Source organism: Metabacillus crassostreae, assembly GCF_016908395.1.
In the GTDB taxonomy this organism is placed as follows: Bacteria; Bacillota; Bacilli; order Bacillales; family Bacillaceae; genus Metabacillus; species Metabacillus crassostreae.
Genome location: NZ_JAFBDU010000001.1, coordinates 183346 through 207920, shown reverse-complemented (window position 1 = coordinate 207920; position 24575 = coordinate 183346). Strand labels below are relative to the sequence as shown.

27 protein-coding genes are annotated in these 24575 nt (G+C 32.6%); 8 read left to right on the top strand and 19 right to left on the bottom strand.

Going from position 1 to position 24575, the window contains the following annotated elements:
* Nucleotides 1–478 precede the first annotated feature (478 nt).
* The 3 genes from fdhD to JOC75_RS01065 are packed head-to-tail and all read left to right on the top strand — an operon-like array spanning nucleotide 479 to nucleotide 2557.
* The gene (gene fdhD / locus JOC75_RS01075; RefSeq protein WP_204952290.1) at nucleotides 479–1273 is read left to right on the top strand and encodes a formate dehydrogenase accessory sulfurtransferase FdhD; all 795 of its coding nucleotides are present in this window, start codon (nucleotides 479–481) and stop codon (nucleotides 1271–1273) included.
* 21 nt (nucleotides 1274–1294) lie between these two features.
* Entirely contained in the window at nucleotides 1295–2317 is a 1023-nt protein-coding gene (gene moaA, locus JOC75_RS01070) for a GTP 3',8-cyclase MoaA (RefSeq protein ID WP_204952288.1), read from the top strand.
* Nucleotides 2318–2329: 12 nt separating this feature from the next.
* Entirely contained in the window at nucleotides 2330–2557 is a 228-nt protein-coding gene (locus tag JOC75_RS01065) for a group-specific protein (RefSeq protein ID WP_204952286.1), read from the top strand.
* Between the two features lie 68 nt (nucleotides 2558–2625).
* Here the strand turns inward: JOC75_RS01065 and JOC75_RS01060 are convergent, their stop codons facing one another.
* Nucleotides 2626–3144 (bottom strand): DoxX family protein, encoded by a 519-nt coding sequence (locus tag JOC75_RS01060; RefSeq protein ID WP_204953460.1) that lies wholly within the window; start codon nucleotides 3142–3144, stop codon nucleotides 2626–2628.
* Between the two features lie 834 nt (nucleotides 3145–3978).
* Here JOC75_RS01060 and JOC75_RS01055 point away from each other — a divergent pair.
* Nucleotides 3979–4512: a YceI family protein gene (locus JOC75_RS01055; RefSeq protein ID WP_204952285.1), complete on the top strand. Its 534-nt coding sequence runs from the start codon at nucleotides 3979–3981 to the stop codon at nucleotides 4510–4512.
* A 30-nt stretch (nucleotides 4513–4542) separates the two neighbouring features.
* Here the strand turns inward: JOC75_RS01055 and speD are convergent, their stop codons facing one another.
* From speD to JOC75_RS01025, 6 genes are all read right to left on the bottom strand, one after another.
* Nucleotides 4543–5358, bottom strand: coding sequence for an adenosylmethionine decarboxylase (gene speD, locus JOC75_RS01050; protein WP_204952284.1), 816 nt, complete (start codon nucleotides 5356–5358; stop codon nucleotides 4543–4545).
* Between the two features lie 133 nt (nucleotides 5359–5491).
* The gene (locus tag JOC75_RS01045; protein ID WP_204952283.1) at nucleotides 5492–6160 is read right to left on the bottom strand and encodes a GNAT family N-acetyltransferase; all 669 of its coding nucleotides are present in this window, start codon (nucleotides 6158–6160) and stop codon (nucleotides 5492–5494) included.
* 88 nt (nucleotides 6161–6248) lie between these two features.
* Complete coding sequence (locus tag JOC75_RS01040) at nucleotides 6249–6893, bottom strand: SDR family oxidoreductase (protein ID WP_204952282.1); 645 nt, start codon at nucleotides 6891–6893, stop codon at nucleotides 6249–6251.
* Nucleotides 6894–7136: 243 nt separating this feature from the next.
* Complete coding sequence (dacB, locus tag JOC75_RS01035) at nucleotides 7137–8606, bottom strand: D-alanyl-D-alanine carboxypeptidase/D-alanyl-D-alanine endopeptidase (RefSeq protein ID WP_204952281.1); 1470 nt, start codon at nucleotides 8604–8606, stop codon at nucleotides 7137–7139.
* A gap of 192 nt (nucleotides 8607–8798) precedes the next feature.
* A complete protein-coding gene (locus JOC75_RS01030) occupies nucleotides 8799–9635 on the bottom strand; it encodes an aldo/keto reductase (RefSeq protein WP_204952280.1) in 837 nt (278 codons plus the stop codon).
* 256 nt (nucleotides 9636–9891) lie between these two features.
* Nucleotides 9892–9999 (bottom strand): YjcZ family sporulation protein, encoded by a 108-nt coding sequence (locus JOC75_RS01025; protein ID WP_146945931.1) that lies wholly within the window; start codon nucleotides 9997–9999, stop codon nucleotides 9892–9894.
* Between the two features lie 146 nt (nucleotides 10000–10145).
* On the opposite strand from JOC75_RS01025, the gene JOC75_RS01020 reads away from it, so the two are divergent.
* Nucleotides 10146–10814, top strand: a complete 669-nt coding sequence (locus JOC75_RS01020) for an SOS response-associated peptidase family protein (RefSeq protein ID WP_204952279.1) — start codon at nucleotides 10146–10148, stop codon at nucleotides 10812–10814.
* 88 nt (nucleotides 10815–10902) lie between these two features.
* Here the strand turns inward: JOC75_RS01020 and JOC75_RS01015 are convergent, their stop codons facing one another.
* The 7 genes from JOC75_RS01015 to trhO all read right to left on the bottom strand — a co-directional run bounded on the left by JOC75_RS01015 (nucleotide 10903) and on the right by trhO (nucleotide 16745).
* Nucleotides 10903–11508 carry an alpha/beta hydrolase gene (locus JOC75_RS01015; RefSeq protein ID WP_204952278.1) on the bottom strand — a complete coding sequence of 202 codons (606 nt, stop codon included), beginning with the start codon at nucleotides 11506–11508 and terminating at the stop codon, nucleotides 10903–10905.
* 11 nt (nucleotides 11509–11519) lie between these two features.
* Nucleotides 11520–12497 carry a ring-cleaving dioxygenase gene (locus JOC75_RS01010; RefSeq protein ID WP_204952277.1) on the bottom strand — a complete coding sequence of 326 codons (978 nt, stop codon included), beginning with the start codon at nucleotides 12495–12497 and terminating at the stop codon, nucleotides 11520–11522.
* 244 nt (nucleotides 12498–12741) lie between these two features.
* Entirely contained in the window at nucleotides 12742–13137 is a 396-nt protein-coding gene (locus JOC75_RS01005; protein WP_338036535.1) for a hypothetical protein, read from the bottom strand.
* Nucleotides 13138–13283: 146 nt separating this feature from the next.
* Nucleotides 13284–13835 carry a spore coat protein gene (locus JOC75_RS01000; RefSeq protein WP_204952276.1) on the bottom strand — a complete coding sequence of 184 codons (552 nt, stop codon included), beginning with the start codon at nucleotides 13833–13835 and terminating at the stop codon, nucleotides 13284–13286.
* Between the two features lie 634 nt (nucleotides 13836–14469).
* Nucleotides 14470–14757 carry a hypothetical protein gene (locus JOC75_RS00995; protein WP_204952275.1) on the bottom strand — a complete coding sequence of 96 codons (288 nt, stop codon included), beginning with the start codon at nucleotides 14755–14757 and terminating at the stop codon, nucleotides 14470–14472.
* 206 nt (nucleotides 14758–14963) lie between these two features.
* Nucleotides 14964–15587: a YitT family protein gene (locus tag JOC75_RS00990; RefSeq protein WP_204952274.1), complete on the bottom strand. Its 624-nt coding sequence runs from the start codon at nucleotides 15585–15587 to the stop codon at nucleotides 14964–14966.
* Nucleotides 15588–15800: 213 nt separating this feature from the next.
* Entirely contained in the window at nucleotides 15801–16745 is a 945-nt protein-coding gene (gene trhO, locus JOC75_RS00985) for an oxygen-dependent tRNA uridine(34) hydroxylase TrhO (protein WP_204952273.1), read from the bottom strand.
* A 264-nt stretch (nucleotides 16746–17009) separates the two neighbouring features.
* Here trhO and JOC75_RS00980 point away from each other — a divergent pair, with 264 nt between their 5' ends.
* The gene (locus JOC75_RS00980) at nucleotides 17010–18071 is read left to right on the top strand and encodes a PQQ-dependent sugar dehydrogenase (protein ID WP_204952272.1); all 1062 of its coding nucleotides are present in this window, start codon (nucleotides 17010–17012) and stop codon (nucleotides 18069–18071) included.
* A gap of 159 nt (nucleotides 18072–18230) precedes the next feature.
* Here the strand turns inward: JOC75_RS00980 and JOC75_RS00975 are convergent, their stop codons facing one another.
* The 4 genes from JOC75_RS00975 to JOC75_RS00960 all read right to left on the bottom strand — a co-directional run bounded on the left by JOC75_RS00975 (nucleotide 18231) and on the right by JOC75_RS00960 (nucleotide 21196).
* On the bottom strand, nucleotides 18231–18551 hold the full coding sequence (locus JOC75_RS00975; RefSeq protein WP_204952271.1) for an 8-amino-7-oxononanoate synthase: 321 nt from the start codon (nucleotides 18549–18551) through the stop codon (nucleotides 18231–18233).
* Nucleotides 18552–18561: 10 nt separating this feature from the next.
* Nucleotides 18562–19464 (bottom strand): HD-GYP domain-containing protein, encoded by a 903-nt coding sequence (locus JOC75_RS00970; protein WP_239589230.1) that lies wholly within the window; start codon nucleotides 19462–19464, stop codon nucleotides 18562–18564.
* 265 nt (nucleotides 19465–19729) lie between these two features.
* Nucleotides 19730–20371 carry a DsbA family oxidoreductase gene (locus JOC75_RS00965; RefSeq protein WP_204952270.1) on the bottom strand — a complete coding sequence of 214 codons (642 nt, stop codon included), beginning with the start codon at nucleotides 20369–20371 and terminating at the stop codon, nucleotides 19730–19732.
* Between the two features lie 168 nt (nucleotides 20372–20539).
* Complete coding sequence (locus JOC75_RS00960) at nucleotides 20540–21196, bottom strand: peptidylprolyl isomerase (RefSeq protein WP_204952269.1); 657 nt, start codon at nucleotides 21194–21196, stop codon at nucleotides 20540–20542.
* A 165-nt stretch (nucleotides 21197–21361) separates the two neighbouring features.
* Here JOC75_RS00960 and JOC75_RS00955 point away from each other — a divergent pair, with 165 nt between their 5' ends.
* Together JOC75_RS00955 and JOC75_RS00950 are read left to right on the top strand one after the other, a co-directional pair.
* Nucleotides 21362–23278: a DUF294 nucleotidyltransferase-like domain-containing protein gene (locus JOC75_RS00955; protein WP_204952268.1), complete on the top strand. Its 1917-nt coding sequence runs from the start codon at nucleotides 21362–21364 to the stop codon at nucleotides 23276–23278.
* 6 nt (nucleotides 23279–23284) lie between these two features.
* The gene (locus JOC75_RS00950) at nucleotides 23285–24016 is read left to right on the top strand and encodes a 3'-5' exonuclease (RefSeq protein ID WP_204952267.1); all 732 of its coding nucleotides are present in this window, start codon (nucleotides 23285–23287) and stop codon (nucleotides 24014–24016) included.
* A gap of 170 nt (nucleotides 24017–24186) precedes the next feature.
* Here JOC75_RS00950 and JOC75_RS00945 read toward each other — a convergent pair whose 3' ends face one another.
* Nucleotides 24187–24441 (bottom strand): hypothetical protein, encoded by a 255-nt coding sequence (locus tag JOC75_RS00945; RefSeq protein ID WP_204952266.1) that lies wholly within the window; start codon nucleotides 24439–24441, stop codon nucleotides 24187–24189.
* Nucleotides 24442–24575: the final 134 nt, after the last annotated feature.

Sequence of the window (24575 nt, the reverse complement as noted above, 5' to 3'; positions counted from 1 at the left end):
AACATAGCTGTGCAAATTTTTGGTGATTGACGGTTAGTTTCAAGCAGGTATCGCTACTATCGGACCAACAGTTAATCGCTTACATTAATGCAACATACTGAGCCGTAGACAGGTTCGCTGCCACGAGAACAAGATGTTACAAAATCATGAACTTTGTAAAGAAATACTACCATGATATTTTTATTACCGCAACAATTTTTTATTTATTTCCCAACATTGATGCTTTACGCTATTTTTTCAAATATAGGTGATTTGATAAATATGTCCCTTTGCATATTATTGTCATTCAAAAGCTTCCCTATAATAGTATGGTTAATCCAAAATTTTTATATACTTTATTCCAGATTGGAGCTAACGCATATTATATCAAACTAGTATGTTATTAATCGATTTTAGTAAGAGCTAATCTTTACTACTTGTTTAAAAAAACATTCTATGTTTATACTTTAGTAATCTTAAAAATTCAGGTGAGAATGATATGGATAGTATGGATATGAGTGTTAATCGTAAAATCATAAAATATTTCAACGGAAAACTGATCGATACTGATGATCATATTGTTTCAGAATTCCCATTAACTATTATTGTAAATGATCAAGAGTTTGCCACAATGGTTTGCACCCCTACTCATTTTGAGGAGATGATTATTGGTTTCTTAGCTTCAGAGGGCGTTATTCGTTACTATGATGATATTAAATCATTACACATTGATGAGGGTACCGGCTTTGCTTATGTAACATTACATGTTGAAATTTCATCAAATCAACAGCAATATACAAAACGATTTATCGGATCTTGTTGTGGTAAAAGCAGACAATTTTATTTTCAAAATGATGTAAAAACAGCAAAGACGTCAACTGCAAAATTAACGATTACTCCCGAACAATGTATTCAGCTTATGGGTGATATGCAATCGAGCAGTATTGTTTTTAAAGACACAGGTGGTGTGCATAATGCTGCACTTTGTACACATGAAGAACTACTTGTAAGTATGACTGATATTGGACGACATAATGCTTTAGATAAATTATATGGATATAGTATTTTAAATAAAATTTCTGTTCGTGATAAGATTATTGTATTCAGCGGGAGAATTTCTTCGGAAGTTTTAGTAAAAGCTGCTAAAATTGGTGTAGGAATTGTATTATCAAAATCTGCTCCTACTGATCTAGCTATAAAGCTTGCTGAGGATTTGAACATTACAGCTGTAGGATTTATTCGCGGTCAATCATTTAATGTGTATTCACATCCTGAGCGGATTAAAGCAGATTAAGACAAAAGGAGGTATACAGGTTTGAATTCAAAAGATAACGCGGTTTATGATTACTTTAATCGCCCACTGCGAGATTTAAGAATTTCCGTTACAGATAAATGTAATTTTCGATGTACGTATTGTATGCCAGCTGAAATTTTCGGGCCTGATTATCCTTTTTTAAAGAAAAATCAGCTATTATCTTATGAAGAAATAGAAAGATTAACGCAAATCTTTGTTACTTCCCTAGGAGTACAAAAAATTAGAATCACTGGTGGAGAGCCTTTAATGAGAAAGGATTTACCCCACCTCATTGAGAAGATTAATAAAATTGAAGGTGTAGAAGATATTGCCATGACAACAAACGGCTCACTTTTACCGAAATTTGCTAATGATTTAAAATCTGCTGGCCTAAAACGAGTTTCTATAAGCTTAGATTCCTTACAGGATGAAGTATTTGGAAAAATAAATGGTCGCAATGTTTCAGTTAAAACTGTGTTAGATGGAATAGATGCTGCTGATAAAGCTGGTTTAAGAGTGAAAATAAATATGGTTGTAAAACGTGGTATGAACGAACATGAAATCATACCGATGGCTAAATATTTCCGTGAAAGAGGACATATATTACGTTTTATTGAGTTCATGGATGTTGGTAACACAAACAAGTGGAACTTAAAAGATGTCTATTCAAAAAAAGAGATTATTCAAGATATCCATCAAGTGATGCCTCTTGAAGCAATTGATCCTAATTATACTGGTGAAGTTGCTTCGCGGTATCGTTATAGTGGATCACATGAGGAAATTGGGGTTATATCTTCTGTATCAGATGCTTTTTGCTCAACATGTAATAGAGCTCGTCTTTCTGCTAACGGCATGTTGTATACATGTTTATTTGCTTCTATAGGACATGATTTAAGAGAGCCAATTAGATCAGGAGCATCGGATGATCAACTAAAAGATTTAGTTGAAAAAATTTGGTTTAACCGAAAAGATCGTTACTCTTTAGATCGAAGCGATTCTTCTAAAACTCGTAAAAAAATTGAGATGTCTCATATCGGTGGTTAGGGGGAAGTAATAATGAGTTCGTGTAAAATTGATCATTCTTTAGATGATGTTAAGAAAAAGCTAACAGAACAAATAGCATATCTACCTGAAGAATTAGCTACCAGTTGTTTAAACTATTTAAATTCATCGCTTAAACAAACTGAATTAAATGAAGTATTTCATTTATTAAAGAAATATGACTTAGCTTCAGATGAGGAAAAACAAATACGCAATAAAAAATTCGAAGATTTATTTCAATAAATCACTATATTAAGATAACAAAAAAAGGACAGTGACTTAATCTGTCCTTTTTTGTTATCCATTTACATTTAGTGTACAGGTAGATGTTTATGAGTATGATCATTTTTATTTTTCTCACGTCGTTGCTCAATTTTCATTTTTACATAAGGAAGTAGAATTCTATCTACTCCGTAGAAGTAGCTTGCTGTCCCTACTCCTATTAAGATCATTGCAGCTGTATATAGTATTGGATTAGTGCTAACTGTTCCAGCAAGTAAAAAGTTAAGATTCATAAATCCTGCAGCAATTAATGCAGGTAATGTTGCAGCTCCTACTATTAAACCAACTCCGACTAGTACTTCTCCCCATGGAATTAATATATTAAATAATCCAGCGTTAGGAAGTGCAAATTGTTCAAGAAATGTTGCATACCAGCCTTGCACAGCTGGATGATCACCACTTGCATTTGCTATTGCACCTTGTAAATATCCTGTAGCATCAAATTCACCTGTCACCTTAGGTATTCCTGCCTTTAGCCATTGAACACCTAACCATACACGTAATATTGTCCATATGATCGCCATTTTCGGTCCTTTTATAATGTTCATCATGATTAGTCATCTCCTTATTTTTTTGTGAAGAAATTCACATATGAGATTAAATCAACGAGTCTGCTAGCTAGCTTTTAAAGTAGAAAGTTTGTGAATGTTTTCACTTACTTTCTATATTTATAATTTACACCTTTTTCATCAAAGTAACAAGAGACTTCACAATCTGTTCAGAATAAAAAGAAAAATCCTCTTACTGTGATAAAGCTCACTGATTTTCTAGTATATAAAGATATTTCCTTTATGATAATCCTTAATAGTACTGTTAACTCTTGTTTATACAATCTGTATTCTACGAACAACAAAATTTACAAAAAAACAGCCATCTTTTAATATCATTTTACATATAGTTAAAAAGATTAAGGCTGGAGATCAGTATCTAAGCTAATGTTTCTATTAATAAGTAAAGCTAGACAAACAAGCTTGTTCCATTGCTCTAGACACTCGGGTCGCCGGGAAGGAAGCAGAGCATCCACAGATATCCTGGTTAGATCTTCTCTAGCACTCCCTCTATTCTACCAGGACCAGTAAGGAGTCGATTATCTTCCGCTCCATTTCACTAATTCTTACAAATAGTATATAAAATTAAAAGTTCTATCGAAACACAAAAAAGACCTACCTATTAGGCGAAGGATTAATGCAGCTTATGTACTTTTGGATAATTTTTCATTGTGCCTTAGCATCTACCGAAAAATTTAGCTTGTTTATGAAAGCATGTTAAATAATCCAAACAATCTAATTGACAATTATTATTATAAAACATATAATTATCTCGAAGTTATAAATCTTTAAGTCGAGATATATTAATTAAACAAAATATTGGAGGAATTTTAAATGACGAATGCAAAATGGAATCTTGATGTAACACATAGTAGTGTTGATTTTTCTGTAAAACATATGATGTTCGCAACTGTTAAAGGTGGTTTCCAAAGCTTTGAAGCTAATATTGAAGCTAATCCAACAGATTTAACTACTGCAAGCATTTCTTTTTCTGTAGATTTATCAAGTGTTGATACTCGTAATGAAGACCGTGATAACCACTTACGTTCTGCAGACTTTTTTGATGTAGAAAATCATCCAAAAATGACATTCACAGCAACTAGTATTGAGAAAACTGATGATAATGAGTATAACGTAACTGGAGATTTATCATTACATGGTGAAACAAAATCAGAAACATTTGTCGTTGCATTTGAAGGAACTGGTATTGATCCATGGGGTAATAAAAAAGCTGGTTTCTCTGTAGAAGGTAAAATTAAAAGAAGTGATTATGGCTTAACATGGAATGCTCCATTAGAAGCTGGTGGGGTTTTAGTTGGTGATCAAATTAAGATCTCTCTTCAACTTCAAGCTGCAAAAGAAGCATAAAATGAAAACTGGTGGGAGCTTACTCCCACCTTATTTATTTTCCTCTATATTTTTCCCATAAAAGATTTCATTCATTTCTTTTGTTAATTTATCAGTAATTTGTTCCTGTTCTTCCTTACTCAATTTATCCTTTGAATAACCAAACAGGTAATTATTTAGGTCGAATTTTTTAAGCTTACATTTTGTATGAAAAATATTTTCTTGATAAATATTTACATCAATCATATCAAATTCATTTTTCACTTCTTCTGGAATATAGTTCTGTATAGAGCTTATATCATGATCTATAAATAGCTTATGACCATTAATATCTCTCGTAAACCCTCTAACTCTATAGTCCATTGTCATAATATCAGTATCAAATGAATGAATTAAATAATTTAAAGCTTTTAATGGAGATATTTCACCACATGTAGAAACATCAATGTCAGCTCTAAACGTACTAATCCCTTCATTTGGATGATATTCAGGATATGTATGAACAGTTATATGACTTTTATCTAGTCCCATCACAACTGCAGATGGTAGTGGTCCTGGTGATTCATCATACGATTCATTTGGTACTTCAACTACTGGTCCCTCAGATACTAAAATCGTAACACTAGCTCCTTGAGGAACATAATCCTGCTTTGCAATATTCAGTACATGTGCCCCAATAATGTCAGTAACTGATTCTAATATCTTAGTTAATCGATCTGCATTATATTGCTCGTCAATATACTCTATATAAGCTTCTCGTTCTTCTTTTGTTTTTGTATAGCAAATATCATACATATTAAAGCTAAGTGATTTTGTTAAGTTATTAAATTCATGGAGCTGTATGCGTTGTTCTGGTGTTAATTTCATTGTAAATCCCCCTTACAAGTTTTCCGATACATGTTTATACATTATTAACATACCCTTTTTTTATTAGGAAAAATCATTTATTAGTTTGTTTGTCCAACAATGGTTATGTTGAATGGTTTCATTTAGAAATTTATTAGCTATTTATAAATGGATTCTTCCATTCCATTAAGGTTCCATAATTCAAAGAATCTTCATCTTCTAAATAGTTAGGGATAACATGTAATGGTACTCTTCCACAGCGAAGCAAAAATGTGATGACAGGATCTTTTATTTTTCCTTTTACAACATGCTGTATATATTCTTCCGCAGTCATTTCATCAGCCTTTGCTTTATAGCCAGGCATCCTTCCACCACCTAATAACCTCTCTAGCTTTTTTTCAACAACAATATTATACATTGAAAACATAAGCCATTTTCCTAAACCTAATTGACGAAACTCAGGATTTACACTTATGTCGACTATATAGAGGCTATTCCCTAACGGATTATGATTTCTGATATAGCCATTATCCGTAATATCCTCCCATTTATGCTGTTTATGTTGCTCGTTATACTTAATCATTAAACTTGTCATGGAACCCACTAATTGTCCTTTAATTTCGACACATAAAGCTCCTTCAGGAAATAATGTTATGTGATTATTTAATTGCTCCTTATTCCACAATAATTCTGCTGGAAAAGGTGGTGGAAAACATTTTTGTTGAATATGTATTAATTGATCAAAATCTTCCTTATTATAATTACGAATGGTTGCTTTAACTGGATTGTTTTGACCAAAAACATATAGCTCTTTTTTGAACATAAACACCCTCTCCTTCTTATTTTTTTAGAAAGAGGATGATCCAAAAGGGGTCTGACCCCAGCCTTTGAACCATCCTCTATTTTCCGGATTATATTTTATCTATTGCTTCTTCAATTGGTGTTTCTCCAGAGATAAGATCAAATGATTTATGAATCGTTTGATTATTCTTAATTACAGCTAAAATTGTTTTTGCTACATCCGCTCTAGGAATTGCTCCTCTTTCAAGCTTTTCTCCGGCTTGAATTTTATTAATACTATCTTCATTTAAAAGACCACCAGGACGAATGATGGTGTAATCTAAATTAGAATGCATAAGCATTCTATCTGCATAATGTTTAGCTGCATAATATGGTTTAAGACTAGTATGCCAGTTTTCTCGATTATTAGCTTGATGAGCACTTACCATCACAAATCTTTTAACTCCAGCTTTTTCTGCTGCTTCCATTACTTTTACCGCACCATCTAAGTCAATCAACAATGTTTTATCTGAACCAGTACTTCCTCCAGAGCCAGCAGTGAAAACAATTGCATCCGTTCCTTCAACCAACTTCTGTAGTTCTTCAACAGATCCTTCTAAATCACCTACAACTGCTTCAATGTCTTTTCTTATCAACCCATCTGCTTGTTCTTGTTTTCTTACCATAGCACGCACGGAGAGTTCTTCTGAATTCTGAATTAATTCAACAAGATGCTTCCCTATCTGACCATTTGCACCAACAACTAATATCTTCATAAACAAAATCTCCCCTCTCTTCACTTCTTTACTATTTCATTATTTCAAAAAAAAAGTTTGATTTCAAAATGTTTGCTTTTATATGTGCTCTTTTCTGAAGGGATTGTTGTTAATTAACCTATTTTCCTGTTAATAAAATGTTTGTATCCTAACAAAGGGACTTCCTAAGAAGAAAATGTTCTACTAAGACTTAATACAGTGTTATTTCCTTATTATCTTAAGCAATAAGTTCGAAAACAGACTTTATAATTCATCGTTAGTTACTAATTTAAGAATATCTACTTCAATTTGTTTTCCATTTTGATTTTCTTTCAAATGATTAAGTAAAATTGAAAAAATAATGTTATCTCCATATTTATCCTTAGTATATCCTGACAAAGAACTCACATTTGTTAACGAGCCTGTTTTAGCGTTTATGTTCCCTTTTAAAACCCCGTTTGTAAACCGTTTTGCAAGTGTGCCACCTACCAATTTATCATTCACTCCTGAAACAGGTAAAGAATGATAAAAATCACCAAACCATTTAGCAGCTTGTATATTATATAAAAGTTTAGTGATGATATCTGCTTCAACTAAATTCATATGAGAAACTCCTGAGCCATCTCTTATAACCATTTTCTGAACAGGAACTCCAAGCTTTTCTAGCACTTCAATATCAGCTTGTATTCCTGCACTCCAACTACCCTCATTTCCTTTTACTTTCCCCATTTCCTTTATTAGCACTTCAGCATGTGTGTTGTTACTTAACTTCATAAAAGGAACCATAAGTTCTGAAAGTTTAATTGACGAATGCTTTGTTAACAATTCAGACTTTATTGGAACACTTCCTATCCCAGTTTTTCCGATAAGTTTTATTCCATTATCTTTTAAGGATTTCTCAAACAAGGAAAGAGCATAATTTGAGGTATCCCAAACTGACACCCACTCTTTTAAAGTTTCTGTTTCAATTGAAATTTCTCCCTCTACTATTAACTCATTTGTCCCATGTTCACGAGAAATCTTTAATGAGTTTTTTTCTGAATTTGAAACAGTCGTAGCTAAATTATGTACCTTAAATAAGTCTAATTTAGGAAGCACCTTAATGATAGGTGGTTCATTTTCTTTCTTAGCAGGTGTAATGTCAATTCTTATTGTTCCAGCATCATAATCTTCATCTGGCGCTACTGTTAAAGCTGAAATTTGTGCCCCATAATATTCTGCTTCATCACTCCATGGTAAATCAATTGAGTAACGAACATCATCATACCAAGTATCATCACCAACTAAATCACCGCAAACATAATGAATACCTTTACTTTTTAATCTCTTAGCTAGCTGATCAAAATCTTTAGATAAAAGAGTTGGATCACCCTTTCCCTTTAAGTAAAGATTTCCTACTAATCCATTCCATTTCACAGCACCATCTGTCCATATTTCCGTATCAAAACGATACTGAGGGCCTAAAAGCTCTAATGCTGCTGCTGCTGTAAATAGCTTCATATTAGATGCTGGCGTTAACCTTGTTTCTCCATTGTAAGAATACAATAATTGACCAGTGGAAGCTGATCGAATACTTACTGCAGAAATCGATCCTTTTAATTTAGGATTTGTTCTTAAGTATTCTGTTAATTTATTATTATAATTTTGCTGGGGAACTGCTGCTTCAGTGGTGCTATCGAATTGAGGAGTTAAAAACAAGATGAAAAATGTTAAGAAAAAAACATATTTTTGCATTAAAGAAGAGCTCCTTTCATTTATGGATCTCTTATAATCTTTTCGAACAACTTCTTTACTATACAGCTTAAACTTCATTTAGTTATGAACTAAGAAGACGAAAAAATAGCTGATCTCTAGGATCAGCTGGCTGTTTATTAATTGTTACTTCATACAACTATTATTTTAATGCTAATATTTTAAACGCCTAGATTAAACGCGGTTAAATTCATCTGGATCTGGTCCAATACGCTTATCTTGATTAAGAGAACTTATTTTCTCCATATCTTCTTGAGTTAATTCAAAATCAAATATGTTTGCGTTTTCTTTAATTCGGTGTGCTTTTACTGATTTCGGAATTGTTACAACTCCGTTTTGTAAATCCCATCTTAGAATAACTTGTGCAGTTGACTTGTTGTATTTATTTGCAATATCTACTAGTAAAGGTTCATCAAGTAAACCACCTTGCATTAATGGAGACCATGCTTCAAGCTGTATTCCATTTTGTTTACAAAACTCATGAAGAGCTGTTTGAGTTAAACGCGGATGATACTCAACTTGATTAACCATTGGTTTAATTTCACATGAATTGAAAAGATCTTGAAGGTGATGTTCCTTGAAATTACTTACACCAATCGCACGAACTCGACCATCTTTGTAAAGCTTTTCTAATGCTTTCCACGTCTCAATATATTTCCCATGCTCTGGTACTGGCCAATGTATGAGGTAAAGATCAAGATAGTCCAAACCAAGTTTCTCCATACTTTCATCAAATGCTGCAAGAGTCTGTTCAAAGCCTTGGTTACCATTCCAAACCTTTGTTGTTATAAACAGCTCTTCTCTTGGAACACTGCTTTTTGCAATAGCACTTCCAACACCCTCTTCGTTTCCGTAAATCGCAGCAGTATCGATACTTCTATATCCTTCTTCAATAGCAGCAGTAATAGAATTTACAACTACTTCACCATCCTCAACCTGAAAAACTCCTAAACCAAACCATGGCATTTTCACACCATTATGTAATGTTGTTGTACTATGTAAACCATTCATCTATTTAGCACTCTCCTTCCATTCTTTCTTATTATCTTGCATCATTTTATTATTTATGAAAAGTATTTTGCTCATAAACAGATGATACTAAGAAAAGCTCATTCTGCTCCTTATCTCATAAAGCATCTGTTATTCCTAATTGCTTAATCTAAAGAGCTAAGGTTTGCACCAATCCACTTAAGCGACATAAAAGCTTACCTACTAAAAAGCCTATTATCAAATTTGATAATAGGCTTAGCGGTATATTGGATGTTAATTAGTATCCAACATATGAAGCACCAATGATGATTAACAAGATGAATAATACAACGATTAAAGCAAAACCTGCTCCATAACCGTAACCGCCACCTGCAACAGCACCCATGATATCACCTCCATATTTTTATGTATTACTATATGTAAGGAGGTCGCAGTTCGTTATGGTTAAATCTCAAATTTATAAAAATTCTATTTATCATTATTTTCTTGTAAAATAATAACTATGTATAGCATAGAATGGAGGTCGTTAAAGTGTGTGGCCGATTTTCACTAGCAACAGATCAAGAGATTTTACAAAATCAATTTAATTTTATTTTAAATGATGAAATTCTTAATAGGTATAACATTGCTCCTTCACAAAATGTGCTTGTTATTGGATCAAATGGCAAGGAGCGGGTTGGAACCAAGATGAGATGGGGACTTGTTCCACCTTGGTCTAAAGACACAAAAATCTCCTATAAAATGATAAATGCTAGATCTGAGACGATCGATGAAAAAGTTAGTTTTAAAAACCCATTTCTAAGAAAACGCTGTTTAATATTAAGTGATGGTTTTTACGAATGGAAGAAAAATGGAACAGAAAAGCAACCATACCGATTTAAAATGAAAAATAATCTTCCGTTTGCTTTTGCTGGACTGTGGGAGAGATGGGATAAGGGTGATACCCCTTTGTTCACATGTACAATTATTACAACGAAAGCTAATACACTGACAGAGGATGTTCATGACCGAATGCCCGTTATCTTACCAGCAGATGCTCACAACAAATGGTTAGATAGAGACTTTGGAGATATGAAACAGTTAAAATCACTGCTTATTCCTTATAATGAGGAGGAAATGGAAAAGTATCCTGTATCAAATATCGTTAATTCTCCACACAACGATTCTGCAGAGTGTTTAGAAAGGTTAAATAGTTTATAATTTTCTCAGAGTAAAATAACACGCAAATCTTCCTTATAGAACCTGAACCTAAAAAAGGTCGCTCAAAAAAAGCGACCTTTATTTAGCGTCAAAAGTTACCATCGTACCATTGTTTTGCTTGTTCAATTTCTTCTCGAGTTAATTGATGCCCAGCTTCTCCCCAATATTCTGTAACAGTTCCGTCCGCTGCACGTAATGTATCTATTAATTCTTTTGTTTCTGCTTTTGGAATGATTGGATCATTCAATCCTGCTCCAATAAAAATAGGTGTATTAGCTAAATTAGGAAGCTCAACTTCTCTAATTGGAACCATTGGATGTAATAAAATAGTACCTGCTAAAGCATTTTGATAGTGGTACATCATGCTGGCAGCAATATTAGCACCATTTGAATATCCAATAGCTAGAACATTATTTCTGTCAAATTGATATTGGTTAGAGCATTCTTCTATAAAATCATGCAATTCCTTCGTTCTAAAAATTAGATCTTCTTCATCAAAAACACCTTCAGCTAATCGACGAAAAAAGCGAGGCATCCCATTTTCTAATATGTTTCCTCTTACACTAAGTACAGACGAATTAGGTGAAATCATTTCTGCAATGGGTAACAAATCACGTTCATTTCCACCTGTGCCATGCAATAATAATAAAGTTGGTGATTGCTTATCATTGCCTTCCTTAAATATATGTTCCATAAAACTACCTCCTAATTTTTTGTTTCTAATGGCTTTAGCTTTGCTTCAATTTCTTCTCTTTTACTCTCAAAATATGGTGGTAAAGCTAACTTTTCACCAAGGTGTTCAAAATCCTCGTCACCTTCAAAGCCTGGCCCGTCTGTTGCTAGCTCAAATAATATACCATTTGGTTCTCTAAAATAAAGGGAGCGGAAATAATAACGCTCAACAAACCCTGAGTTTGGTAAATGATTTTCATTTAGTTTCTCTACCCACATATTTAGTTCATCTACATTTTCTACTCGAAATGCTACATGATGAACACTACCTCTACCAGGTCTTTCACGTTCCAACTCATTTTCTTCAATAAGGTGTATTTCTGCACCCGTTCCACCTTCACCTGTTTCAAATACCCTTACAAGCCTTTGACCTTCTACTTCTTTATAGCTTTCTATTTCACGAAAACCCATTACATTTGTTAAAACATGAATCGTTCGTTCAGGACGAGAAACTGTTAATTGAACAGGTCCTAGTCCTACAATTCCATATTCTTGGGGAACAGGACTCTTAACCCATGGTGTCCCTCCTGCGACTCCAACATTTTTCTCATCTGACACAATAACCATACGTTGTCCTTCATGATCTCTAAAGGAAAGGGTTCCACGACCACTATCACTTTTAATTTCTTCATGATCGATATTCAATTCCGCAAATCTTTCTTTCCAATATTGAAGTGCGCGATCAGTTTTCACCCTTAGAGAAGTTGATGTAATACTATTTGTACCAACATAGGTTCTGCCCGCACGAGGGATTTCAAAAAATGTCAAATCTGTTCCAGGATTACCCCGTTCATCTGCATAAAATAAATGATAAACTGATGTATCATCTTGATTAACTGTCTTCTTAACTAACCTTAATCCCAACACCTTTGTGTAAAAATCATAATTATCTTTTGCATTAGCTGTAATAGCAGATACATGGTGTATACCTTTTAATGATTTTAAATTCATAAAAAACACTCCTTTATAAGGACTTAAATATCTCAATTGCAATAATCTTGAATTCAAGATAAATTATAGAGAATAGGATGATTTCTGTCAACCAATGTTCTTTTTAAGGTTTTGTTCTAAAAGAAGATCTAGCTGTTTAATATGATATCTATATAATAAATGTTTTTATCAGACTTATATATAGCTATCGAAGAGGAGTCTTGAAAAAGGGTTAACGAATTTTTTCATTCGTTAACCCTTTTTATTATGACTGAGTATATTGAGTGTTTTGTTGATAGTTTCTATAGCTTGGGATTTGATGTGATTGAGCTTGATTATTTATAAAATGTGATTGATCTTGTTGTTGGAAATTTGAAAAATTGGTAGATCCTTGTGATAACTCCTGTTGCATTTGATTACATACATTTATGATATTCTGACATTGTTGAATTGCCTGGTTATGCCCTTGTAAGCTTTGTTGAATCATTTGTACAGCTTGTTGTTCTCTTTGTAATAATTGTTGAAGCATTTGAGCATTTTGTTGCTCTTGCTGAAGCATTTGTTTATATTGTTGACTTCCTTGCTGTGTTTGTTGGATAAGTTGTTGCGCTGTTTGGCGACATTCATTAATTTGCTGCATTGCATGTTGTGGTGTATGCATAAGATATTCCCTCCATGATTAAAAGTTATTTTTATTGGTTATGATATATACTACTTTAATTGAGACTCCTTGATAGCAATGTGTTACTTGACCTATTATGAATAGTAGTAGCAGCAAAACTACAAAAAGATGCCTTATTGATTATGTTAGAAACTACTTTGTTGAAAACCATTAATCATGGTTTTAGATGTTGCTTGGTCAAAAACTGGTACTTGATAATAGCCTTTTTTATTCATATAAGTCCATGTTTCAAAAGCTTGATCAGCACAATTTTTTGAACTTTGAATCATCATTTCGCGAATTTGTGAATCAGTACACTCAAGTGCAGCTTGCATCTTTAGAACAGCTAATGCTTTGTGACTACCATTCATAGTTGATGAGATATCACGATCATTTAACTGGTTTATTGAAGCATTTGGTGCCTCTGGTACTGAGTTTTTATTAATTCCGTAGATCGGTGTAACATCCATTTTCTGATCCACATTAGGTAACTGGTTTCTCGTTGTTTTCTGTTGTAACGTAATGACGATTGAATTATACTCATTCGTCATAAATGACAATTGATTTTCCAAAATATTTTTTAGTTCTTGATCTTGACAGTAAGGCTTATAAATTTGAAATTGATTAATCGAATTGACCATACAGCTTAAGACTTCATTGATTTCAATTAATTCATGAGCACCCAGTTGAACCTGCATAGGTTTCCCTCCTTTTTGCACTTTTTGTAAAGCCAAATTTAAATTCCCACCAACTCATCAGAAATATTCATTTTATATAAACAATAAAAACGAATATTTTTACTCATTGTAAATAAACACTTTCACGTTTTGAGAAAAGATAACTATTCAAAGAGTTACCTTTAAATTCATTATATAAAATGGAGGTGCTTAAACACGGTTTTTAAAGAAGTTAAAAAAGTGATTTGGCTAAATTACAGGAATATAAACTTGTTAAGACAATCAGAGGTTCATTTATGTTGAATTGAGAATTATTGAAGTGTTTAAACAATGATTGACAAAGAATTAGGAGTGATGACTACTTGATCTATTGTTGCTTCAAAATGGATTTCTTAACGAGGTAGAAATAGTAATGTGATCATTAATGTAGTGAAAATGAGAAGGGAAAAATAATTCACATTCACAATTCTATAAATAATTTTCAAAACTTCATTATGAGAAACATGTACTGTTAAAGTTGATTTTCGCTACAGTATGCTCTCTTTCTGAAGGGCAAATTAGTGAATTGACCAACTGCAGAAGTCCGCACCTTTCGCTCCAATCAACTTCATATGATTACCACAAAAAACATGGTCACTTAAAGTAGAGCCATGACTCAATTAAAATGATATTCAACATGACCATTCGATTTAATAGACACATGCAATACACTGTGATTTTCAATAATAGTAGATAAATAGAATTGGCTTCCATTCCAATTTAAACTCCAATTAACAGGTGCACTTGCACGTAAATGCATTAACTGTTGTTTATATACTTTATAATTTGTAGACAAAGAAAAATATTCCTCTTCAATTGCATACCATAATTCCTTTAAGAAGCTTTTTGCTAATATAACATCTTTACTAGCTAAAATTTCATGAACAGGTCTGTATTTCTTCATTTTATTCCTCTCCCTTACTCTATACTTTAGAGAAGAAACGAAAAAAAAACTACCCTAAAATTGTTTCCAATCTTGAGTAGTAAACCATTAAGTGGTCTGTTTTTCGAAACATTATTGCTTGAAAACTCGGACGAAACAAGTGAGTATACAGCGTATCGTTACGTCATGAATAGTAGTTCAAAAAACAACAATCTTAAAAAAAGGATTTAATGTACATTTTGTCTAACATAATGTTCCTCTTGGTCTCGTTCCATTTCTTTAATAGGTGATTTCTTATATCGACCAATAATAGTACTTGCAATAAAGATACAAAAAATCGATAATAATCCTTTATACCAACCGACTATTGCAACTGCAAACAGTATAATAAGAGAATCACAAACAAAAAGAACAATACCTCTATTTAGTCCAAATTTCTTATCTATATATAAACCTAAAATATGAATACCGCCTAATGATGAACCATTGTTTAGCACAAATGTAACACCAAATCCAATGAGTAGACCAGCAATTACTGTTGCCAATATGATATTAATATCAAATGCAGGAATCCACAAATCTAGTCCTTCTCGAATAAATGAAATGCCTGTAATAGATAACAGACTCGAAATTGTAAACCATTTTCCAAGCTCTTGAATGGAAATAAAGAAAAAAGGCAGGTTTACAATAAAGAATAAAACACCCCAAGAAATGTTCGTGACATATGTTAGAATGGTTGCAATTCCAGCTGTTCCTCCAAAAGTTAATAAACTGTTTGAGAGAATTTTGATGCCTAAAGATGTAATAACCAATCCGAGTAATACAAAAAGTAATTTTTTTATGGTAGACATATCTTCCCCCCAGTTTACAATGTCTCCTATTAACTTATAACACCTAGCTTATAAAGGTCAATAAGCTGAGAATTATTCGGAATCTTACGTTTATTTGAAAAAGAATGATAGTTTAGGAAATTTATGGATTTTCATAGAATGAGGGTTTGAAAATACATGAAAAAAATAAACCATCTAACTTTAATTTGTTAGATGGTTTTTTTTTCGATCTTATTATACTAATGCTGCTAATTTCTCTTTTACTTGCTCTTCTGTTAGTTCATGTTCTGTAACATAACGATTTCTTTCATGAACTCGACATTCATGACTGCAAGCTCTTAGAAATTTATGCTCATTTTCCTCTGAACAAAGAATTTTTTTATTACATTCAGGATTTCCACAATTAATAAAACGTTCGCAAGGTTCACCAGTATAGTAATCTTTTCCTACAACGGTTGGTTCTACTTGGTTGACAGGTACAGTAAGGCGCTCATCAAATACATAGCACTGACCTTCCCAATCTTTCCCTTGAACTTCAGGATCCTTCCCATAAGTAACAATCCCACCGTGTAACTGAGCAACATCTTCAAATCCTTCTTTACGTAACCAGCCAGAAAACTTTTCACATCGTATTCCACCAGTACAATACGTTAAGATCTTTTTGCCTTCAAATTGCTCTTTATTTTCACGTATCCAATTTGGTAAATCTTTAAATGTATTAATATCAGGTAGGATCGCATTTCGGAAGTGACCAACTGCATACTCATAGTCATTTCTTGCATCAATCACAACTGTATCTTCATCTTTCATTGCTTCAAGAAATTGCTGAGGGCTATAATATTTGCCTGTTAACTCCAAAGGATTAACATCTTCTTCTAAACGAAGAGTCACAAGCTCAGGACGATAACGAACCTTCATTTTTTTGAAAGCATGTCCTTCTTCTTCGTCAATTTTGTAGACCATGTCTGCAAAGCGCTCATCTTTTTTCATCGCAGCCATATACTGTTCAGTTTGTTCAACAGTACCAGAGATTGTTCCATTTATCCCTTCATGGGCAATCAAAATTCTCCCCTTTAACCCTAGGCTTTTACAAAATTCTAGATGTTGCTGGGTGAACTCTTCAGGTTGATCAATGGTAACATAATGATAATATAATAAAACTCGATATTCTTTCGACATTTATTTCACCTTCTATATTATATTTGCAAGATATACATACAGAGATGGTTCCTTGCGTTTTTATCTTACATTTTTATTAAAATGCAACATCTAATTAAAGCAGATTTTCTGCAAAATTACAAATGAAACATTTAATTGTAACAAAATCATCATATTTCTATCTTTCTCTTATAGTGAATATCCTTGTGATTAGTACTTTTGATTACTTCCTTAAATCTTGTTATGATGAATTAGACAAACATTTTGGTAGATGGAGTGATTTAATTGAAAATCATTAAATATATCGTCTTATTAGGTCTTTTATCGGGCTGTTCTTTAGGAGATTCTACTGACAGCCAAGAAGATGTCACAGCTTCAGGCTCAGAAATAGAAATCTTAGCAAAGAACCTGGATATTCCATGGACAATTGCTAAACAAGATGAAAGGTTCTATCTTACACAACGTAGTGGGAAAATAATAGAAATCGAGTCTGATAATAAGACTTCACAAGAAGTAGCTGTTACAAAAAAGGTTCAACACGAGGGTGAAGGAGGTTTACTTGGATTTATCCTAGCTCCTGACTTCAAGACAACAAAGCAAGCATATGCTTACCATACCTATAAGGAAAATAACCTACTTAAAAATCGAGTTGTCCTTTTAAAGAAACAAAATCAGACTTGGGTTGAAAAGAAAGTTATATTAGAAGATATACCAGGTGGAGTCATTCATAATGGTGGGAGACTCAAAATAGGACCTGATAACATGTTATATGCAACTACAGGTGACTCAGGTAATACTAGTTTATCTCAAGACAAAAACAGTTTAGCCGGGAAAATATTACGTATGACATTAGATGGTCATATCCCAGAGGATAATCCATTTTCTAACTCTTACGTTTATTCTTATGGACATCGCAATCCACAAGGCTTAGTATGGGATGAAAAAGGTACTTTATATAGCACAGAACATGGGCAGAGCGCGCATGACGAAATCAACTTAATAAAGCCTGGATCAAACTACGGTTGGCCTGTCATTCAAGGTGATGAAAAAGCTCAAAATATGGAGTCACCTCTTTATCACACGGGTGAAGACACATGGGCACCTTCTGGCATTGATTATTCTAACGGTAAACTGTACATAGCAACATTAAGAGGCGAAAAAATACAAAGCTTTGATTTAACAACAAAAGACGTTGACGTTGTTCATTCAAATAGTGGCAGAATGCGTGACATCTTAATTAAAGATGATATTTTATATTCAATAACAAGTAATCGAGACGGTCGTGGAAACCCTTCTAATGATGATGATCTATTAATTAAATTAACGGGATTAGATCAAGAAATGTAGTTATAATGAATCCTCATTTTTAAAAATTTAATTCTGTTCAAACTAGATGAATGCTACAACTAATACTTGTACAGATGTAAAAAAGAAAATTATTATTACAATCTAAATAGAAAAAAATCTCTCTTTATCAACTATAAATCTTGATAAAGAGAGATTTTATTAAAACATTGGTACCGGAGGATCTATGCCTAATACAGGTTGACCGTCTACTGTTAACCAAATATAATAGTGATCAATTTCCGTGTTTAATCGTTTTTCAATTTTTGCAATAAGTGTTTCTTGAAATTCAAAACTCAGTCTTGCTGTTTCTTCACCAAGTGGAATGCCTTTTAACCCTACTAAGTCTGCTATATATCTAGCATCCTCATAACTTACCTCAACATACTTATCATATTCCGGAAGATAAGCAGCTTTTGCTGGTGTTACAGTTATTAAAATAACAAAAAATAATGCAGCAACTATTAATCCTAACTTTTTCATAAAATCACTCCTAATTCATATGGGATTGTATAGAAATAAACGCATCAACTACTTCTGGTGCATACATTGTACCTCGACAACGAATAATTTCTGATATTGCCTCTTCTCTTGACTTTGCTTTATGATATGGCCTGTCTGTTGTCATCGCATCGAATGAATCAACTACTGAAATAATCGAAGCCTCAATTTTAATATCTTCACTTGTTAATCCATAAGGATAACCTTTTCCATCATAACGTTCATGATGCTGCTCAACAATTTCACCAACATTTTTCAGCAAAGGGAGTTTCGTTTCTTCTAGTAACTGTCTACCATAGGTTGAGTGACTTTTCATGATCATCCACTCTTCTTCTGTAAGCTCCCCTGGCTTTAGTAAAATATTTAATGGTATTTTCACCTTGCCAATATCATGAAAAAAAGAGGCCATATTTAATCGAAGTAATTGTTGTGAGTTTAACGCTAACTGCTCCCCTACTAGCATTGATAGTTTACTAATTCTACCACAATGATCACTTGTATAGCCATCCTTTTGTTCAATAGAGATAGCTAGTTTTACCAAATCCTTTGAAACTTGACTATAGCGATGAAACACTGGTTGTGATGTAACATACAAAAACTCTGCTATACCAACTGATTGAAACAGATAATGTTCGTTCACAGGACTTCTGTAAAAAGAATCTCCTGCCTTATATATCGTAAAGCCATTGTTTGTTAATAGTTTTAACTCACCAGATAAAATAAATATATATTCAAGAGCTATCCAGCCCTCTTCAGGTTCTAATCCCCATCTAGAGTTTGGTTCAAGCTTATGATGGATAATTTCAGTAGAATCAGCTGAAGCAAGGAGAGATATGGTTAACCCTTTCATCTGAACGGTTTCGATAAAATCCTTTTTATTAGCTAATTCTTTCATCTTACCTCACTTACTTTCTATTTTTCTTTTCACTCTATTATATAAAACCAATGATCTTTCGTATAGAGAAATTATGAAAAATGAATATTATACCATATCTACGATAAGAAAAATAGAAAATTATGCTAGTTTTTAACATTTTAATAGTCTAAAGTACCCTTCAGTCATCCACTCAATTAGACTCATACTATTTAGAAACACAAAATGCCAAAAAACCCCTTTAGACTATGAAGGGGTTTTTTGGCATTTTACTAAACTTAATTTATTATTCACTATCTTCTTGTTTAACCTTTTCTAATACCTCTAAAAACACTTCAGAAGGTTGAGCACCAGAGATAGCATATTTGCGATTTATCACAAAGAAAGGTACACCAGTAACACCTATCTGGTTTGCATCTTGTTCCTCTTTGCGAACATCATCACCATAATTAGTACTATCTAACATCTCTTTTACTTCTTGTTTATTTAAACCAACCTCAGCTGCAAGCTCAATAAGAGTGGAGTGATCAGCCACTTGCTTAACTTCTGTAAAATAAGCGTCAAATAGACGAACAACCATTTCATTTTCTTTTCCATGTTTTTTTGCGAAATGAATCAATCGATGTGCATCAAATGTATTTGTAGGCTTTACCTGATCGAGATGATAAATTAAACCAACTTCTTTAGCTTGTTCTGTTAATTGGTTATTCATAGTCATGATTTGCTCTTTTGATGTATTGTACTTTTTCGCTAGTAGCTCTACATAATCTCCTTCTGCATGAATTGGTGCTTGAGGATTAAGCTCAAAGCTACGAAATTCAACTTTCACTTCTTCTTTATAAGAAAACTGTTCTAGTGCTTCTTCCAATCGCTTTTTCCCTATATAACAAAACGGACACACAATATCCGACCATACTTCTATATGCATATTAATCATTAGCCCCTTTCACTATTCAATCTAATCTTGTCCATCTTATCAACACTATTAATTTTCAGTAAAGAAATATGCCTTAAAAAGTTGCACTTTTTTCGCTGTGAGATTATTTAAAATACAAAAAACAGTAATTTTTCTAAAAACTACTGTTTTTTACTCTATTTACTCAGCTTTTTTAGGTTCTGGATAATCTATACCAAAAGTTTCTACTGTTACTTTTTTTATTTTTTGATCTTCTTTAGGCTTGTCCTGTTTATCTGTTTTCACATTAACGATTGAATCAACTGCATCCATTCCTTCAATTACTTTACCAAAGGCAGCATAGCTTCCATCTAAGTTACTACTATCAGCAACCATTATAAAAAACTGTGAGCCAGCAGAATCTGGTGCTTGTGATCTTGCCATTGAAACAATACCTCTTTCGTGCTTTAAACTATTTTCAAAGCCATTGTCTTCGAATTCACCTTTTATAGTGTATCCTGGACCACCAGTTCCAACACCATCAGGGTCACCGCCTTGTATCATAAAGTCAGGAATAACTCTATGAAAAATAAGTCCATCATAAAATCCGGATTCTACTAAAGAAATAAAATTGTTTACTGTGTTCGGTGCAACATTTGGATATAATTCCATTTTGATTAAATCATTATTTTCCATCTCAATCGTAACAATAGGATTATCTTCAATTTTTTGTGCAGGTTTTGATGATCCATTATTACTTTGGTTATTCTCTGTTGTATTATCTGCTGTACCACATCCAGTTAATATGAACAGAAATATTAAAAGTAAAATGCTGTAATGCTTGCTAAATTTCTTCATATGTACTCCTTACTCCTTTTTTCTATAGCTGATATTTCGCACCAAATTTTATATCCTAAAAACAATATACAGCCATTTTATTATATATAAATCATCAGGCTTTAATTTTCATATTAATCTATGTTACCGTTAAAGTAAACATGATTACGTAAGGTGGTGTCTAACATGGCTAATACTGAATTAATGCATCTTTTGAAAGATTACTACCCATTTACTTTGTTAACAGAGTATCAGCTTCAAGATATGACAGATAAAGCAAAGCAAACAACATTTTCTAAAAATGAATTTTTATTACATGAAGATGAAACAGCTGAAAATTTAGATTTGTATTTTCTTGTATCTGGTTTAGCTAAAAACATATTGCATCAACGAAATGGTAAACAAATTTCCCTCAGGTACTATTATCCAGGTGACATTATTGGACTAATGGTCATGTTTACTAGTGGCGAACTAAATTTTTCTGTTCAAGCACTTGAGGATTGTACGGTTTTTAAACTTAATAAAAGTCACTTCTTTGAAATTATGACACGAAACAATGAGTTTTCAAAGGTAATCTGGGAAAGCATTGGTGAACGGACAAAATCTTTGTATGATGAAATGAAAAATAAAACGATTGACGACGATGACGAAAATCTTGAGCTTTTAAGAACACGTGTTAACACAATGATGACACCACCCATCTTTATCTCTTCATTAACAACGATGAGTGAAGCAGCTTCGATTTTACAACAAAATGATGCAAGTGGTTTAGTTGTAAGTGATGATTCAGCTAAGGTTAATGGTGTTATTACTAACGATGAAATATTAAACTATGTTAAACAGCCTTCTTCTTATCAAAACAAAGTGAAGGATTGGATGAACACAACCCCTTTCACAGTACATGCAAATTCTTTTTCATTTGAAGCACTTTCATTTATTAAAAATAAAGCTCTAGACTTTATCCCAGTCGTTCATAACCAGACTGTAATAGGCGTATTATCAAGTCGTTCTTTTTTAAATCTTGAAGACTCGAGTTATTTAGATATCACCTTTAATGTACAAAATTCTCACAATATATCTTCACTTATTAAACAAGGACCATTAGAAAACGTAACATTACAATCGTTTGTTCAAGATTTAGTTGATAAAGATAGTTATGCTTATGAAGTTGCAGAAGCCATCACAAACCATAATGATAACTTGCACAGGCAAATCATTAAGCTTATTGTTAATGAAATGAAGAATGAAGGATATGGTACTCCTCCTATTAATTATTGCTTTATTATAATGGGAAGTCAGGCAAGACATGAGCAAGGATTCCATACAGATCAAGATAATGGTTTGATCTTAAATGATTTTGAACATCTTCCAAATAAATCTGCAATAGAAAACTATTTTGAAATTTTCACTCGCAAAATTAATCACCATTTAAGTTTATCTGGTTTTCCAAAATGTACAGGAGGCATTATGGCACAAGAGGTTAAATGGAGAAAATCTTTGACTCAATGGAAAGAGGAAATCCAAACCTGGAAAACAGAGCTTGATGCCCAAGAAATTCAAAACTTTACTATGTTTTATGATTTCAGACCGATTTATGGAGATTTTTCTTTAGCAGAAGAAATTAGAATGTATTTAACAGATAAAGCAAAACGTTCGAAAACATTGCAGCAACTATTAATGAAGGATGCACTTCGCTTCAAAATCCCAACTCATCCTTTTGGAATCTTAAACTTAAAACAAAAAACAAAAAAAATAAATATAAAGAAAACTGGTTTAACCCAAATTATTTATTCTATTAGAATCAATGCCATTAAATACGGAGTACATGAAGTAAGTACAATTAAACGATTAGATGTATTAAAAAAAATTCATGCGATGCATCCTCGAGATGTTGAAAATGCAAAAACAGCTCTTCATTATTTGCATTATTATCGATTACAACAAAACTTAAATCAATTAGAAAATAATGAAGAGGTTTCTAATGAAATAAACATTATGGAGCTATCAAAAGAGGATCGAATAAAGCTAAAGGAAGCATTACAGATTGCACATCGGATGCAGCAAGTGACGAAAATTAGCTTTAACCGAAACCGGGTGGTGTAAAACAGCTTGCCAAATGATATAAAAATTTTAAAGTATTATCTTTGGGACCAATATTTCTTAAAATATCATATTAATAAACGAATTCATTTGCCAGAGCATAATCAGGCTGAAACATCCATTGATGAATTTTTAAAAAGCCAAAGCAATCTTAATAAGCAGGATCTTTCATCAACTACCTTTACTATCTTTGATTTAGAAACAACTGGTTTTTTCCCTAATATGGGTGATGAAATTATTTCAATTGGAGCTATTAAAGTTAAAAATTTTCAAATTTTATTTGATGAAGCCTTTTATACAATTATTAAGCCTGTTAATAAAGTACCTAAAACAGTCCAAGAGTTAACAGGCTTAGAACCAGAGGTACTAGATAAAGCTCATTCATTTCCTATTGGAATGAAAAAATTCATTGATTATTGTAAAGGATCAATATTGGTTGCTCATCCAGCAACATTTGATATTGATTTTTTATCAACTACAATTAACAAATGGCAGCTCCCCCACTTTAATCCAGATTTTCTTGATTCCCATTTGTTAGCAAACGATATTTATTCAGGGGAGCGGAACTACTTAGATGATTTAATAACAAAATTTCAGATAACAGAACGCGATCGTCATCATGCCTTAAACGATGCAGTTATGACGGCAGAAGTTTTCATCCGTTTGTTAAAACATTATCAAAAGAAGAATGTAACCAATGTAAAGGAGCTACAACAAGAATTTTCGAATTATCGAGATTAAGTTTTTATACAGTGAGTTGTTATACTAAAAGTAAGAAGAAAACAATAATGTATGAGGTTCATATAGCAAGGATGTTACTAAGGTTAAACAATTACAAAAAAGAAAACTTATAAATATACTTTGTCTACAAACAAAGAGGCTGATAGTGGATCAGCCTCTTTTATATATTTCTATATTTTTTTAAAAACAGCGGCCTTTGATGACATTTCCCCTGCTTCAGTGTTAATTATATGGGAAAATCCATAAACACACCCTAATCCATCTAGGTCAAATAAAGTCATTTCCATGAAATCCTGTGGAAGCTCGTGTAAATGCTTCAAAATAATTTCATTTTCAGATTTAATCACTAAATCTCCGTCCTGTAGATAATGAACAAAAGGATTAGTTTCGATACGACTTTCTAAAGGAATGTTATAAAATTTCATTTAAAGCACCTCACATTTTTTAATTTCAGTATTTTCTGATTATTTATATAATACACGAAAGTGATTAGTTTGAAAACTATTTTTTGAAAATTTTTTTATCTTTATTGTTAATCATGAAAAGAATGATTTCTCAT